Here is a 13,459-nt window from a genome sequence, read left to right as displayed (position 1 = left end):
TGGAATCAGTAACGACGAAATTATTCGGGTGAATTTAAATGAAAACTTTTGTTGCTAAGCCAGAAACGGTACAACGTGACTGGTATGTGGTAGATGCCACAGACAAAACTTTAGGCCGTCTGGCGTCTGAAATTGCGCGTCGTCTGCGCGGTAAGCATAAGCCAGAGTACACACCTCACGTAGACACTGGTGACTACATTATCGTTATCAATGCTGAGAAAGTTGCTGTAACAGGCAATAAAGCATTGAAGAAGATGTATTATTCTCACACAGGTTACCCAGGTGGTCTGAAAGAAACAAACTTTGAAAAACTGATCGCTCATAAGCCAGAAATGGTGCTTGAGAAAGCAGTTAAAGGAATGCTGCCAAAAGGTCCTCTGGGTCGTGCAATGTTCCGTAAAATGAAAGTTTACGCTGGTGGCGAACACGCTCACGCAGCACAGCAACCACAAGTTTTGGACATCTAAGGAGCAACTGACATGGCAGATACTCAATACTACGGCACTGGCCGCCGCAAAAGTTCTACTGCTCGTGTGTTCCTGCGTCCAGGTACAGGTAACATCACAGTAAACAAACGTGCTCTTGATGAGTACTTTGGTCGTGAAACCGAGTGCATGGTTGTTCGTCAGCCACTAGAACTTGTAGAAATGACTGAAAAGTTTGACGTTTACATCACCGTTGCTGGTGGTGGTTCTAACGGTCAGGCTGGCGCAATCCGCCACGGCCTTACTCGTGCTCTTATGGACTACGATGAGGCACTGCGCTCACCTTTACGTAAAGCTGGCTTCGTTACTCGTGACGATCGTCGTGTTGAACGTAAGAAAGTGGGTCTGCACAAAGCGCGTAAGCGTCCACAGTTCTCAAAGCGTTAATTTTTCGCTTTTGCAAAAAACCCGGCTTATGCCGGGTTTTTTTATGCCTGCGCAAAAAATCCTGCCCATATATTTCCAATTCTTACGATTTCTTAATTTTTATTTTATTACCCACCTTTCGCCGATTTTGATGGTTGTATGAATTGTGAACGGCCTGTTGTCGTAGGTGTAAGCGAAAGTCTACTGTAATTTGATACTTTTTTATTCAGCTTAGAGAAGTAAAACCTTGTAAACAGAAAGGCTTTTCCCGTATGATTTTGTACGAAAAATAACATATTATAAAAAAATGTTTGTCTGAGTCGGTAACGTGCTGTTGTGACGTTGATGACCAGCAGTTATGACAGGACGATGTTGTCAGTGTCTTCTGATAGGTCTGCCATAACAATCCAACCTGGAGAAATGTGGATGAGCGATGTATCTGTAGATGCAAAAGAGTCTGCGCCTGAAAAAGGGCCGGGAGATAATACCCGACGTCGTTTTCTGACTGTGGCAACCTCAGTGGTCGGCGCTGTAGGCGTTGCAGGGGCCGCCGTACCATTCATTGCGTCATGGAATCCGAGTGCTAAAGCGAAAGCGGCCGGTGCAGATGTTGAAGTCGATATCAGTGGAATAGAGCCGGGCCAGCTGATTCGGGTTATGTGGCGCAGTAAGCCTGTCTGGATTGTACGACGAACACCCGAAATCCTTGAAGAGCTGAAGCAGCACGAAGCAAACCTGAAAGATCCTACCTCTGAAGCCGAACAACAGCCCGCATTTGCGAAAAACTATTATCGGTCATTAAAAGAAGAATATCTGGTGTTGGTTGGAATCTGCACGCACCTGGGCTGCTCACCTACGCATCTGAAAAATGGCGCGTTTGAAGAGATTGTAGAAGGCGTTCCCGATGGTTTCTTCTGCCCGTGTCATGGCTCAAAATTTGATATGGCCGGCCGCGTTTTCCAGAATGTCCCGGCGCCTTTGAATCTTGTTGTACCGCCTTACCAGTATGTTGATGATACCACGATGATCATCGGCTCAACCGCGGAGGAAGCATAGCATGAGTGGATTTATGAATTGGATTGAACAGCGCATTCCTATGATGCGCGTAGCCAATATGCATGCTATTCAGTATCCCGCCCCGCGGAACATGAACTTCTGGTATGTGTTCGGTTTTCTCGCCACTATCGTGTTGGTTAACCAGATTATAACCGGCATTTGGCTCACCATGAATTATGTACCTACAGCAGAAGGCGCATTTGCTTCTGTTGAATACATCATGCGTGAAATCGACTACGGCTGGATTATCCGGTATATGCATAGCACGGGCGCATCTGCGTTCTTTATCGTGGTGTACATGCACATGTTCCGTGGCATGATTTATGGTTCTTATCAAAAGCCACGAGAATTGCTCTGGGTATTTGGTATGTTTATCTACCTGGCCCTGATGGCTGAAGCCTTCATGGGTTATGTACTTCCCTGGGGACAAATGTCTTATTGGGGCGCGCAGGTTATTGTCTCCCTCTTTGGTGCAATTCCGGTCATTGGCCCGGACCTGGTCATCTGGTTGCAGGGGGATTATGTTATCTCCGGTGCAACGCTGAACCGGTTCTTCGCATTACATGTCATTGCATTACCACTAGTGATAGTGATTCTGGTCTTTTTACATATTATCGCGCTTCATGAAGTGGGCTCTAACAACCCGGACGGTGTTGCAATAAAGCACAAAAAAGGGTCACTGTCAGAAAGTGAGAAGACACCGTATAAAATCCACGAATATTACACTGATAAATATGACATTGCAGATGATGTCGTGCCGTTCTTCCCGCACATAGTGCTAAAAGACCTGGTTGCATTCTGCGTATTTCTGGCTGCGTTTTGTTACATCATGTTCTTTGCACCGGAAATGGGCGGTAAATTTCTTGAACACCCCAACTTTGAAATTGCCAATCCGTTGAAAACGCCTGAACACATTTTCCCTGTCTGGTATTTCACGCCTTTCTACGCCATTTTGAAAGCCGTACCAGATAAGCTGTTTGGTGTGTTAGCCATGTTCGGAGCGATAGCAGCCTTGTTTGCTATGCCCTGGATTGACAGAGGGCGTGTCAGGTCCTGGCGCTACCGGTGCGGACTGCACAAAGTTAACCTGCTGGTATTTGCTGTGGTATTCATCTTCCTGGGTTATCTTGGAGGAACACCGCAGGAAAACTGGAAAATCATCGCTTCACAGATAGCGACGGTACTTTACTTTGGATTCTTCGTTGCGCTGTTCTTATACAGTAAAAATGAAAATACTAAACCTGTTCCAGCGAGGATCCCGAAATGAAGAAACTGTTAGCGTTAATGTCTTTATTCGTGCCGCTGTGGGCCAGTGCTGCAGGTAGTAGTGTTCATCTGGATGAGGCACCTATTGATCTGACAGATAAGGCCTCGCTGCAACGCGGTGCACAGATTTACATGAATTACTGCTCTGGCTGCCATTCGATGAAATATCAGCGATATTCCAGAACGTTTAACGATTTGGGGATCCCTGAGGAACTGGGTGAAGAGAATCTGCAGTTCACCGGCGATAAAGTTACAGATTACATGAAACGGGCGATGCCGGAAGAAGGAGCGGCAACCTGGTTTGGCGCCGCGCCACCTGATCTAACGCTGGTTGCGCGTGTACGTGGCGGTGACTGGCTGTATACCTACCTGCGCACCTTTTATGTTGATAAAGAGCGTCCTTTTGGCGTAAACAACAAAGTGTTCCCCGATGTGGGTATGCCACATGTCTTACAGTCGCTGCAGGGAACGCCCCGTGAAACCTATGAAGAAGTGATGGTTGACGGTGAACAGGTCAAGCGCTACGCCGGCATTCAGTCTGACGGCGATGGTGCGTTGTCGCCGGAAGAATACGACCAGGCCATCGGTGATTTGGTCAATTTTCTTGAATACACCGGTGAACCATTCCGCCTGCAGTCGGAAAAAATAGGTAAGTGGGTGCTGGTGTTTATCCTAGTATTGTTTGTATTTGTTTTTCTTCTGAAAAAAGATTACTGGCGAGAAGTACACTAAACCTGTCATTTTCTGTATAATACCAAAGGGGGCAATCTGCCCCCTTTTTCAGCTTTAGGCGCACTGTCGATTGGGAGACAGTGTGAAAGTCTCTCGACGGAGGAAAATTAATGGCCGTAGCCGCGAATAAACGCTCTATCATGACGTTGTTCTCAGATAGTATCGATATTTATAGTCACCAGGTACGGATTGTTCTGGCCGAAAAAGGCGTAGGTGTAGAAATCAGCTACACTGATCCGAGCAATCTGCCAGAGGACCTGCTCGATCTGAACCCCTACGGAACTGTTCCAACACTCGTTGACCGAGAGCTTGTACTGTATAAGTCGCACATCATCATGGAATATCTGGACGAGCGTTTCCCGCATCCGCCACTTATGCCTGTTTATCCTGTCTCTCGTGGACAGAGCCGCCTGATGATGCATCGCATTGAGCAGGACTGGTATTCGCTGGCTGCGCGTATTTTCCGCGGTGAGGGTGATGTTGAATCAGCGAGAAACGAGTTGCGTGAAGCGCTGTTGTCGCTGGCACCTGTGTTTTCTGAGTTGCCTTACTTCATGAGTGAAGAGTTCAGCCTGGTAGATTGTTACTTGGCACCATTGTTGTGGCGCTTACCTGCACTGGGTATCGAATTAAAAGGTGCCGGTGCGAAAGAAATAAACGCCTATATGACGCGTATTTTCGAGCGAGGCTCATTTAAAGCATCGCTGACCGATCAGGAACGCGAAATACATAACCCGTTATGAGCACTATGACACCTAATCAGCCTTACCTGTTACGCGCATTTTTCGATTGGATCGTCGACAATGATATGACGCCTTATATTGTCGTGGATGCTACAAACGCGCTGACAGAAGTGCCGCAGGAATTTGTGAAGGATGGGCAGATAGTTCTGAATATCTCTCCGTCAGCCTGCGTCAACTTTGGTCTGGATTTGGAGTTTCTCTCATTTCAGGCGCGATTCGGCGGACAGCCCCGTCAGATTCGGATGCCCTGTCAGGCGGTGATGGCTATTTACGCGCGCGAAAACGGTGCTGGAACTGTTTTCGCTGTGGAGGAGGAGCTGTCTAGCCCTTCATCGGCAGAGTCACTGGAAGATGCGTCATTAAGCGATGATGCGTCTACGACAAAGCCATCGGGTGATGTCAATGAAGCGGATGCAGACAGTGCACCGGTTCCGCCTAAAAAGGGCAAGCCAAACCTCAAGATTATCAAGTAACAGTTGTTTAAATAAAAAAGCTCCTCAGGGAGCTTTTTTTATATCTCGTTAAAGGAAACCAGCCCTTTTAGTTACATTAAAAACAGGGTGGCTGTGCCCAGGAATGCGAATATCCCCACCACGTCGGTGATCGTGGTTAAAATAACGCTTCCGGCCAGCGCGGGGTCAATTTTTAATTTCTTCATAATGATTGGCAAAGTAGCCCCTGCGAGCGCCGCAGCCAGCAAATTGATCATCATCGCGAAGGCTATGATGGCACCAAGCATCAGGTTTTGTTTCCACAGCGCGATAACACTGGCGATAAGGACGGCCCAGATAACCCCGTTTAAGAAGCCGATCGCAAGCTCTTTGCTGATGAGCCAGCGGGAGTTACTGGGATTGACATGGCCCAAGGCCATCCCCCGGATTACCAGCGTTAAAGTCTGATTACCGGCAACGCCACCCATGCTGGGCACGATAGTATTCAAGATGGCTAACACAGCAAGTTGACTGAGCGTAGCCTCAAATAAATCACTGACAGCTGCAGCCATGAGCGCGGTCACCAGGTTCACGCCCAGCCATACTGAACGACGCTGAGTACTTTGCCATACCGGTGCAAACGTATCCTCTTCATCGTCAAGACCCGCCATACTCATCATAGAATGTTCAGCGTCCTCACGAATGATATCTACCACATCGTCAATCGTGATGCGGCCTACCAACCGGTTTTTTTCATCTACCACCGGTGCAGACAGCCAATTGTAACGCTCAAACAGACTGGCCACTTCATCATCTGGCATATTAACGGGAATCGCTTCGGCATCTTCGTCCATTACCTCTGACACCTTATCTTCCGTATCGGCAGTCAGCAGCCTGGCCACAGGCACCAGACCCACCAAATTATCAGTGCGATTAACAACGTAGAGTGTATCGGTGTTTTCCGGTAGCTCACCTTTGAGGCGTATATATCGAAGGACCACATCTATTGTTACGTCCGGACGCAAGGTGATGGTGTCAGTGTTCATGATGAACCCGGCAGTTTCCTCACCATAGGAAAGGGCTTGTTCGGCTCTTACCCTGTCCTGCGCATCCATAGATTGTAAAATATCCTGCAGAACTTCATCTGGCAGACTGCTGAGCGTTTCGGCCAGGTCATCGGTATCCATCTCCTCCAGTGCATCGACAACACGCAATGGGGCCATCTTGGTAATAATACCGTTCCTGACATCTTCGGATAGCTCTTCGAGAATATCACCGTGAAACTCACCATCAATGAGCTCCCACAGCTCATCACGGGTTTTTGTGGGGCTTGATTCAAGTACCAGCGCGACATCAGAGGGGGGCAGCTCGTGCAATATTTTGCGCACAGAAACAAAGCGGCCATCGTTCAGTGCTGCGTTAAGCGTACGTAACTGGCTTTGTGCAAATTTAGATTCTAATGCTTCTGCCACTTTCGATCCTTGGTGGAAAAGGGAGATTAAAGGTGAGGCCGGATAACTTGCGAAGTTCTTTTTCGTTATTGGTGGCGCCCCGCCTAAAAATGCGTTTTATTCTGATTCGTTGAATCGGCCCGCAATCAAACTTTCTATTGCCTGCATGGCTGATTCTGCGTCCGGCCCGTCACTGATAACGGTAACCGTTTCGCCCTGATGGCTTTCCAGCATCATCAGGCCCAGGACACTGTTAGCGTCTGCTGTTTTATCGCCCTTTACTAATGTTATTTGTGCATCGAACTGGTTAGCCAGTTCGACCAACTGCGTCGCAGCACGTGCATGTAAACCCAGTTTGTTTTCAATGGTCAGCTGTTTTTCTATACTCATTTTTCAGCAAGCTCCCGGTGCCGGATTTGTACGTCCGGGTGAATATCCCTGAAAGTTTTAGCCAGTGTTTGTGCGACAAAGACTGACCGGTGCTGACCGCCGGTACAACCAATTGCAACAGTGACATAGCTTCGGTTATTACGCTCCAGATGGGGTAACCAGGTCGTAATCAGATTTTGTATTTGCCAGATAAACTTTGTGACGATGGGCTGTGACCCAAGAAATACCTCAACAGGCGCATCCAGTCCGGTAAAATGCTTTAAATCCGGCTCCCAGTGCGGGTTAGGCAAAAAACGGGCATCAAAGACATAATCTGCATCTTTAGGAATACCATGCTTAAAACCGAATGATTCAAAGACTAGTACCAGTCGTGAGCTCTTTTTGCCCAGTATGCGCTCGCGAATAAGTTCAGCAAGCTGGTGAATCGACATGGAGTCGGTGTCGATATACAAATCAGCGCGCTCAGCCACCGGAGCCAGTAACTCGCGCTCGGTGTAAATTGCGTCGGAAAGAGACTTATTGAGTTTTGCCAGCGGATGTAACCGGCGTGTTTCGCTGAAGCGCTTTACCAGGATATCATCACTGGCATCAATATAGACGATAGTGACACTCCAGGACTGTGGCAGATAATCGAGAATTTCTACCAACTCAGAAGGATCTTTGGGCAGGTTACGCACATCAATGCTTACTGCCACCTGATCATATTCTTCAGAAACAGAGTGGGTTAACGCGGGAAGCAAATTAACCGGAATATTATCTACGCAATAATACCCCAAATCTTCCAATGCTCTGAGCGCCACGGACTTGCCGGAGCCTGAGCGTCCACTGATAATAATAAGCTTCAAAACGTTTCTCCGGTTATACGCGATAGGCCGCAGAGATTATTTTAATGCCTTCACTATATCATCACTGGTTGATGCCCGGCGAATGGCTTTTACAGTTTCTTTGTCGCTAAGTTTGCCGGCAACCAATGCCAGAGTTTGAAGATGGCCTTCTGTTTGTTCTTCCGGAACAAGTAAGGTAAAGAAAATATCGACAGGCTTATTATCTATAGCATCAAAATCGATGGCCGGGTCACTGGTGACCACGATGGCAATTACGTTTGCCAGACCGGGCAAACGTCCATGGGGGAGGGCAATGCCATTGCCAATACCGGTACTGCCCATGCGCTCACGGGAAAGCAGCGCATTAAGAACCGTTTCTTCTTCAACCTCGGTATTATTATCAGCAGCGATGCTGCTGATAATCTCAAGAATGCGTTTTTTACTATTGCACTGAACCGCACACTTGGTGCGGTCCAGGCTAACAATGGCTTGAATATCCATATTAGACATTAATGCTTTTTCAGCTTTTCCTTATGCTTGATAACCTGTCTGTCCAGTTTATCAACCATACTGTCAATCGCTGCATACATATCCGTATTTTCTGATGATGCAAATACCTCCGCGCCGCTAAGGTGAACCGTGGCTTCCGCTTTTTGGTTCAACTTCTCAACATTCAAAATAACGTGCACATTTGAGATGTGGTCGAAGTGCCGTTCCAGCTTACTAAACTTGGTGTCGACATAATTACGCAAAGAATCGGTGATATCGATATGATGACCAGTAAGGTTTATTTGCATATTTCGTCTTCCTTATTGTGAGCTTGCCTTTAACTGCTAAATCAGGCTTTTGCGTTGGTTAGACGGGGGAATCGACAGTGATTCCCTGTATTTTGCTATTGTTCGCCGGGCAACTTTGATGCCTTGTTCGGCTAACAATGTAGCAATCTTGCTGTCACTTAGCGGCTTGCTGGGTGTTTCTGCAGCGACCAGCTTTTTAATCAGCGCACGAATCGCAGTAGACGAACACTCGCCACCCGACTCCGTCGCTACGTGACTGGAGAAGAAGTATTTCAATTCAAAAATGCCGCGAGGAGTATGCATATATTTCTGGGTAGTCACCCTGGAAATTGTTGATTCGTGCATATCCACCATTTCTGCGACATCATTAAGCACCATTGGTTTCATCATTTCAGGGCCGTGTTCAAAAAAGCCCATTTGCTGCTGCACGATACAGTTTGCTACTTTCAGCAATGTATCATTGCGTGACTCCAGACTTTTAATGAACCACTTAGCTTCCTGCATATGCGAGCGGATAAACTGAGAGTCACTGCTGTTTCTCGCCTTGCGACTCATTGCTGCATACTGTTGGTTAACACTTAATTTGGGCAGGCTGTCAGGGTTAAGCTCTACCGTCCAACGTCCGTTTTTCTTGGCTACCGACACATCAGGAATAACATATTCAGGCTCTTTGGTCACCAGGGCACTGCCCGGACGAGGGTTAAGGGTCTGCAATAGTCGCATGGCCTCACGCAACTGATCTTCTTTCAGCCGGGACTTGCGCATCAGCGTGCGATAATCTTTGCTGCCTAACAAATCTGAATAATCTTCAAGTAGCATCTTTGCTTCTGCCACCCAGGGCGTCTCGGGCGCGAACTGTCTAAGCTGAACCAGTAAACATTCCTGAGGCGAACGTGAACCTGAACCGATGGGATCAAACAGCTGGATACGCTTTAGTACGCACTCAACCTCATCTTCTTCGATAGGTTCTTCCATATCCTCATCGTTGACACTTTGCAGAATGTCTTCGACGGTCACCGTCAGATAACCCGACTCATCAATGCAATCAATGATTGCGGTAGCAATAGCGCGATCAGTATCGGAAAAATGAGTAAGTCGCATCTGCCACAACAGATGGTCCTGGATGTTTTCTGATGTCTCACCCTGAAAAACCTGATCTTCATCACTGTTGGGACCAGGTGCTGGCGCAGAAGAGGCGGAATAATATTCATCCCAGGTACTGTCTATCGGCAATTCATCAGGCAAGTCATTTTTCTCAAGTGCCTCGCCTGAGTCCATATTATCCGATGCGCTGGCGGAGGCCTCAGCATTGTCTGAATCATTATCGAGATTGTTTTTCTCAGTAGCCTCATTATCGTTGCCTTCTTCGACTTCCAACAAAGGATTGGAGTCAAGCGCTTCCTGTATCTCCTGCTGAAGATCAAGCGTAGACAATTGCAGCAGTTTAATCGCCTGCTGCAACTGCGGCGTCATGGTAAGTTGTTGGCTAAATTTTAACTGTAAAGATGGTTTCATCTACGTCTTATTTTTAACTTTGTACGCGTTTAATGGAGGTGAAATAATAAAATTCAGTGGCGCTTTGTTAACTATAGCCTGAATTGCTCACCTAGGTATACTTCTCGTACTTTCTGGTTGCTTAATACCTGCTCAGCACTGCCTTGAGCAATTAACTCGCCGTGACTTACGATGTAGGCTTCCTCACATACATCCAGCGTTTCGCGAACGTTATGATCCGTGATTAGTATGCCTATCCCTCGATCACGTAAATGCTGAATGATTTTTTTTATGTCGTTTACTGATATAGGGTCTACACCGGCAAAGGGTTCATCCAGCAAAATAAACTGTGGGTTGGCTGCCAACGCTCTGGCAATCTCCACGCGACGTCGTTCGCCGCCTGAAAGACTCATCCCAGTACTATTACGTATATGGTTGATATTAAATTCATCAAGGAGCGCATCGGCCTCTTCTTCTCTTTTTTCTGCAGAGAGGTCATTTCTTGTTTGCAAAATCGCCATGATATTCTCATGAACCGTCAGTTTACGAAAAATAGACGCTTCCTGAGGCAGGTACCCAATCCCTTTGCGCGCTCTTTCGTGCATGGGTAAATGCGTTAGCTCATTATCATCGATGTGAATCTTGCCTTTATCCAATGGCACCAGCCCCACTATCATATAAAAAGTGGTTGTCTTGCCAGCGCCATTTGGTCCCAATAGCCCGACGATTTGCCCGGTTGAAACCGCCAGACTGACATCGGTAACGACCTGTCTGGATTTATACGATTTGGCCAGATTATGCGCCGACAAAGTTGCCATAATTACTCGTTATCCTTACTGCTGTCTTTACTTTCTTTATCGTTTAGCTCTTTGATGGCTTCCGGACGAAAAACGGTTTTAACCCGGCTTTCCTCATTATCATCGCTGCTGGTTGCCAGTAACTGCTCTTTCATCATGTCATACGTGATGCTGTCACCCTGTACCATGCTGGTATTTTGCTTTATTTGCGCATCACCGGTCATTGAGATAGTACGGTTGGCAACTTCATAGCGAAGCTCATTAGCTTGCGCCTGTACCTTGCTACCGTCATCCATGGTCTGGGAGTAGCGGGCAGGATTGCCTCGGGCGATCATAATTTCCCTACCTTCACCATTTTTTGCGCTTACCTCTACCTCATCAGCTTCAATGACAAGCGTACCCTGGGTTATTTTCACATTGTCTTTAAACCGGGTAATTTTATTCTTGCCATCCATTGACTGGGTTCTGGCATCAACAGTGATTGGCTTTTGAAAGTCCGATGAGCTGGCGGCTGCACCGGTGGTCATAATGATTGCTGCCAGCAAACTAGCGGCCAGGCGAATAAACAGTTTGTACATGATTATTTAACTCATATTCTTGTGAGCGAAGATTCCCTTTCAGTCCATTACTATCAACGACAAACTCAACGCCGCGAACGACAACAGGCTGCTCAGTCGATAAGGTCTTATCTTCCAGGTTGATGCGAATAAACTCAGTGTTAATACTTTTCAAAAATTCGTTTTGTGAACTTGTCACCGTTACATCGGCTTCCAGTTCTATCAGATTGTTGTTGTACAGCGTGCCCTCTTTAGCGGTAACTTGCCAGGGCGTCTGCCCGCCATCCATATAAACGGTATATTCTGGTTCCTCGAACAGGACAAAATCCAGCTGGTCGTAATGCTCCATTCGTTTGGCAAATACCTGATGATTCAGTTTACCTTCGCCATCATACAATGTCGTTGTAAGGTTTCTGGCGGTGTAGGCAGGCTTTAATGCCGTGTTGCCCTTCGACTGTACTGACTGCTCAGGTTCGGCAATCCAAACAGGAAAATACACCAGCAGAACCAGAACAAACAGCGCCCCGATACTTAAACTAAGCCGACTCATGTACTCGACCCAGCGGTGGCATCACCATAACCTTTTGCCTGACAAATTATATCGCAAAGCTCACGCACAGCCCCAAAACCGCCGGGTTTTGTTAGCACCCAGTTCGCAGCGCTCGTAACTCTGGCATGTGCATCCTTAACGGCAACTTTGGTGTCGGCAAACGAATACATTCCTAAGTCGGGCACATCATCACCAATGGCGGCCACTTCATGCGACGATAAATCAAGTTCTGTGCACAGTGCTTTCATCGCCGAAGCCTTGTCCTCTATCCCCTGAACAATATGATGGACACCCAGATGCTGCATTCTTCTTTCAACAATAGCAGATGTTCTGCCAGTAATCACAGCAACCTTCGTGCCGGTATTAATCAAAGATTTGATGCCGAAGCCATCCCGGGTGTGAAACGCTTTAAGTTCTTCGCCATCGTTGCCCAGATAAATCCGGCCATCGGAGAAAACACCGTCGACATCGCACACCAATAACTTCAGTCCTTTAAGGCGTTCAAACGTCTTTTCTTCGATCATTCCGTAATGAGTCACAACATGAGGCATTATAAAACTCCGGCTTTCAATAGCATATGCATGTTAAATGCACCGACAGGGCGGCGTTCGTCGTCTACCACCATCAGTGCCGTTATCTTACAGTTTTCCATTGTATTAAGTGCTTCTACGGCCAGCGTATTAGATTGGACGGTTTTTCCACCCCGCGTCATTACCTTATCAATTGACGTGGTGTGAATGTCCGCTTTGGCGTCCAGAATGCGGCGTAAATCACCATCAGTGAAAACGCCGGCCAGTGTGCCATCACTGCTCACCACGCCGGTCATTCCAAGGCCTTTACTTGAAATCTCAAGCAACGCTTCACTGACAGTTGCTCCGGTGGTAACCAGCGGCAAACCTTCACCCTGCAACATGATGTCCTGCACTTTTAACAGCAGTTTACGGCCCAGGCTGCCGCCAGGGTGGGACAAGGCAAAATCATCCGGCGTAAATCCGCGCGCATCCAATAGCGCAATTGCCAGTGCATCGCCCAGAACCAGTGTTGCTGTCGTGCTTGCCGTGGGGGCCAGACCCAGAGGGCAGGCTTCTTTTGCCACACTGATATCCAGCACCACATCGGCGTGCTGTCCCAAGCTACTTGAGGCTTTATTGGTCATGGCAATAACCGGCACATTCAGCCGTTTGATAACAGGCAGTAAGTTAAGTAATTCGCCGGTTTCACCAGAGTTTGATATGGCCAGCAATACATCCCCTTTTCCCAGCATGCCGAGGTCGCCATGATTCGCTTCGCCCGGGTGCATGAAAAAAGATGGCGTGCCGGTACTGGCCAGCGTAGCGGCAATTTTATTACCGACATGGCCGGACTTACCCATGCCACTGACCACGACTTTTCCCGTGCAGTGATAAAGCAGCTCACATGCCTGAATGAATTGCGCATCCAGCCTGCTGGTGAGGCTTTCAATGGCCGCTGTTTCTATTTCGATAACGCGTCTGGCAGACGCCAGAAAGGTTTCATGCATA

The 13,459-nt window shown here is 47.6% G+C and carries 18 protein-coding genes; 7 read left to right on the top strand and 11 right to left on the bottom strand.

The genetic code is table 11. The features are described from left to right. Positions 1 to 38 precede the first annotated feature (38 nt). The 7 genes from rplM to HHX48_RS09015 all read left to right on the top strand — a co-directional run bounded on the left by rplM (position 39) and on the right by HHX48_RS09015 (position 5,121). Positions 39 to 467: a 50S ribosomal protein L13 gene (gene rplM / locus HHX48_RS09045; protein ID WP_191024350.1), complete on the top strand. Its 429-nt coding sequence runs from the start codon at positions 39 to 41 to the stop codon at positions 465 to 467. 12 nt (positions 468 to 479) lie between these two features. Next, positions 480 to 872 (top strand): 30S ribosomal protein S9, encoded by a 393-nt coding sequence (gene rpsI / locus HHX48_RS09040; protein WP_191024348.1) that lies wholly within the window; start codon positions 480 to 482, stop codon positions 870 to 872. A gap of 405 nt (positions 873 to 1,277) precedes the next feature. After that, entirely contained in the window at positions 1,278 to 1,907 is a 630-nt protein-coding gene (petA, locus tag HHX48_RS09035) for a ubiquinol-cytochrome c reductase iron-sulfur subunit (RefSeq protein WP_191024346.1), read from the top strand. A 1-nt stretch (position 1,908) separates the two neighbouring features. Continuing rightward, positions 1,909 to 3,174 (top strand): cytochrome b, encoded by a 1,266-nt coding sequence (locus HHX48_RS09030; protein WP_191024344.1) that lies wholly within the window; start codon positions 1,909 to 1,911, stop codon positions 3,172 to 3,174. Further along, positions 3,171 to 3,905, top strand: a complete 735-nt coding sequence (locus tag HHX48_RS09025) for a cytochrome c1 (protein WP_191024342.1) — start codon at positions 3,171 to 3,173, stop codon at positions 3,903 to 3,905. The genes HHX48_RS09030 and HHX48_RS09025 overlap by 4 nt, the downstream gene beginning before the upstream one ends. A gap of 110 nt (positions 3,906 to 4,015) precedes the next feature. Further along, entirely contained in the window at positions 4,016 to 4,648 is a 633-nt protein-coding gene (sspA, locus tag HHX48_RS09020) for a stringent starvation protein SspA (protein ID WP_139757246.1), read from the top strand. Next, positions 4,645 to 5,121, top strand: a complete 477-nt coding sequence (locus HHX48_RS09015) for a ClpXP protease specificity-enhancing factor (protein ID WP_191024340.1) — start codon at positions 4,645 to 4,647, stop codon at positions 5,119 to 5,121. Before sspA ends, HHX48_RS09015 begins: the two co-directional genes overlap by 4 nt. A 71-nt stretch (positions 5,122 to 5,192) precedes the next feature. Here the strand turns inward: HHX48_RS09015 and mgtE are convergent, their stop codons facing one another. The 11 genes from mgtE to HHX48_RS08960 form a co-directional block, all read right to left on the bottom strand. Then, positions 5,193 to 6,551 (bottom strand): magnesium transporter, encoded by a 1,359-nt coding sequence (mgtE, locus tag HHX48_RS09010; RefSeq protein ID WP_191024338.1) that lies wholly within the window; start codon positions 6,549 to 6,551, stop codon positions 5,193 to 5,195. A 96-nt stretch (positions 6,552 to 6,647) separates the two neighbouring features. Next, positions 6,648 to 6,920 carry an HPr family phosphocarrier protein gene (locus HHX48_RS09005; protein ID WP_191024336.1) on the bottom strand — a complete coding sequence of 91 codons (273 nt, stop codon included), beginning with the start codon at positions 6,918 to 6,920 and terminating at the stop codon, positions 6,648 to 6,650. Further along, entirely contained in the window at positions 6,917 to 7,765 is an 849-nt protein-coding gene (rapZ, locus tag HHX48_RS09000; RefSeq protein WP_191024334.1) for an RNase adapter RapZ, read from the bottom strand. Before rapZ ends, HHX48_RS09005 begins: the two co-directional genes overlap by 4 nt. Positions 7,766 to 7,801: 36 nt before the next feature. Beyond that, positions 7,802 to 8,245, bottom strand: coding sequence for a PTS IIA-like nitrogen regulatory protein PtsN (ptsN, locus tag HHX48_RS08995; protein WP_191024332.1), 444 nt, complete (start codon positions 8,243 to 8,245; stop codon positions 7,802 to 7,804). A gap of 8 nt (positions 8,246 to 8,253) precedes the next feature. Next, positions 8,254 to 8,541: a ribosome hibernation promoting factor gene (gene hpf, locus HHX48_RS08990; protein ID WP_139757241.1), complete on the bottom strand. Its 288-nt coding sequence runs from the start codon at positions 8,539 to 8,541 to the stop codon at positions 8,254 to 8,256. A gap of 36 nt (positions 8,542 to 8,577) precedes the next feature. Next, a complete protein-coding gene (locus HHX48_RS08985; RefSeq protein WP_191024330.1) occupies positions 8,578 to 10,056 on the bottom strand; it encodes an RNA polymerase factor sigma-54 in 1,479 nt (492 codons plus the stop codon). Between the two features lie 71 nt (positions 10,057 to 10,127). Beyond that, positions 10,128 to 10,853: an LPS export ABC transporter ATP-binding protein gene (gene lptB / locus HHX48_RS08980; RefSeq protein WP_191024328.1), complete on the bottom strand. Its 726-nt coding sequence runs from the start codon at positions 10,851 to 10,853 to the stop codon at positions 10,128 to 10,130. A gap of 2 nt (positions 10,854 to 10,855) precedes the next feature. Further along, the gene (lptA, locus tag HHX48_RS08975; RefSeq protein ID WP_191024326.1) at positions 10,856 to 11,410 is read right to left on the bottom strand and encodes a lipopolysaccharide transport periplasmic protein LptA; all 555 of its coding nucleotides are present in this window, start codon (positions 11,408 to 11,410) and stop codon (positions 10,856 to 10,858) included. Further along, positions 11,379 to 11,939: an LPS export ABC transporter periplasmic protein LptC gene (gene lptC / locus HHX48_RS08970; protein WP_191024324.1), complete on the bottom strand. Its 561-nt coding sequence runs from the start codon at positions 11,937 to 11,939 to the stop codon at positions 11,379 to 11,381. The genes lptA and lptC overlap by 32 nt, the downstream gene beginning before the upstream one ends. Continuing rightward, positions 11,936 to 12,490: a 3-deoxy-manno-octulosonate-8-phosphatase KdsC gene (gene kdsC, locus HHX48_RS08965; RefSeq protein ID WP_191024322.1), complete on the bottom strand. Its 555-nt coding sequence runs from the start codon at positions 12,488 to 12,490 to the stop codon at positions 11,936 to 11,938. Before kdsC ends, lptC begins: the two co-directional genes overlap by 4 nt. Beyond that, complete coding sequence (locus HHX48_RS08960) at positions 12,490 to 13,458, bottom strand: KpsF/GutQ family sugar-phosphate isomerase (RefSeq protein ID WP_191024320.1); 969 nt, start codon at positions 13,456 to 13,458, stop codon at positions 12,490 to 12,492. Before HHX48_RS08960 ends, kdsC begins: the two co-directional genes overlap by 1 nt. Between the last annotated feature and the right edge of the window lies 1 nt (position 13,459).

Source organism: Salinimonas profundi (assembly GCF_014750655.1).
In the GTDB taxonomy this organism is placed as follows: Bacteria; Pseudomonadota; Gammaproteobacteria; order Enterobacterales; family Alteromonadaceae; genus Alteromonas; species Alteromonas profundi_A.
Note: the sequence above shows the minus strand (reverse complement) of the source record. Positions and strands in the feature narration are given on the sequence as shown.

Coding starts and splice junctions, on each gene's coding strand:
- hpf (WP_139757241.1), bottom strand. CDS start 8,541: ATGCAAATAAACCTTACTGGTCATCATATCGATATCACCGATTCTTTG.
- lptB (WP_191024328.1), bottom strand. CDS start 10,853: ATGGCAACTTTGTCGGCGCATAATCTGGCCAAATCGTATAAATCCAGA.
- petA (WP_191024346.1), top strand. CDS start 1,278: ATGAGCGATGTATCTGTAGATGCAAAAGAGTCTGCGCCTGAAAAAGGG.
- HHX48_RS09015 (WP_191024340.1), top strand. CDS start 4,645: ATGAGCACTATGACACCTAATCAGCCTTACCTGTTACGCGCATTTTTC.
- rpsI (WP_191024348.1), top strand. CDS start 480: ATGGCAGATACTCAATACTACGGCACTGGCCGCCGCAAAAGTTCTACT.
- kdsC (WP_191024322.1), bottom strand. CDS start 12,490: ATGCCTCATGTTGTGACTCATTACGGAATGATCGAAGAAAAGACGTTT.
- sspA (WP_139757246.1), top strand. CDS start 4,016: ATGGCCGTAGCCGCGAATAAACGCTCTATCATGACGTTGTTCTCAGAT.
- HHX48_RS08985 (WP_191024330.1), bottom strand. CDS start 10,056: ATGAAACCATCTTTACAGTTAAAATTTAGCCAACAACTTACCATGACG.
- HHX48_RS09030 (WP_191024344.1), top strand. CDS start 1,909: ATGAGTGGATTTATGAATTGGATTGAACAGCGCATTCCTATGATGCGC.
- lptA (WP_191024326.1), bottom strand. CDS start 11,410: ATGTACAAACTGTTTATTCGCCTGGCCGCTAGTTTGCTGGCAGCAATC.
- lptC (WP_191024324.1), bottom strand. CDS start 11,939: ATGAGTCGGCTTAGTTTAAGTATCGGGGCGCTGTTTGTTCTGGTTCTG.
- HHX48_RS09005 (WP_191024336.1), bottom strand. CDS start 6,920: ATGAGTATAGAAAAACAGCTGACCATTGAAAACAAACTGGGTTTACAT.
- HHX48_RS09025 (WP_191024342.1), top strand. CDS start 3,171: ATGAAGAAACTGTTAGCGTTAATGTCTTTATTCGTGCCGCTGTGGGCC.
- HHX48_RS08960 (WP_191024320.1), bottom strand. CDS start 13,458: ATGCATGAAACCTTTCTGGCGTCTGCCAGACGCGTTATCGAAATAGAA.
- rplM (WP_191024350.1), top strand. CDS start 39: ATGAAAACTTTTGTTGCTAAGCCAGAAACGGTACAACGTGACTGGTAT.
- ptsN (WP_191024332.1), bottom strand. CDS start 8,245: ATGGATATTCAAGCCATTGTTAGCCTGGACCGCACCAAGTGTGCGGTT.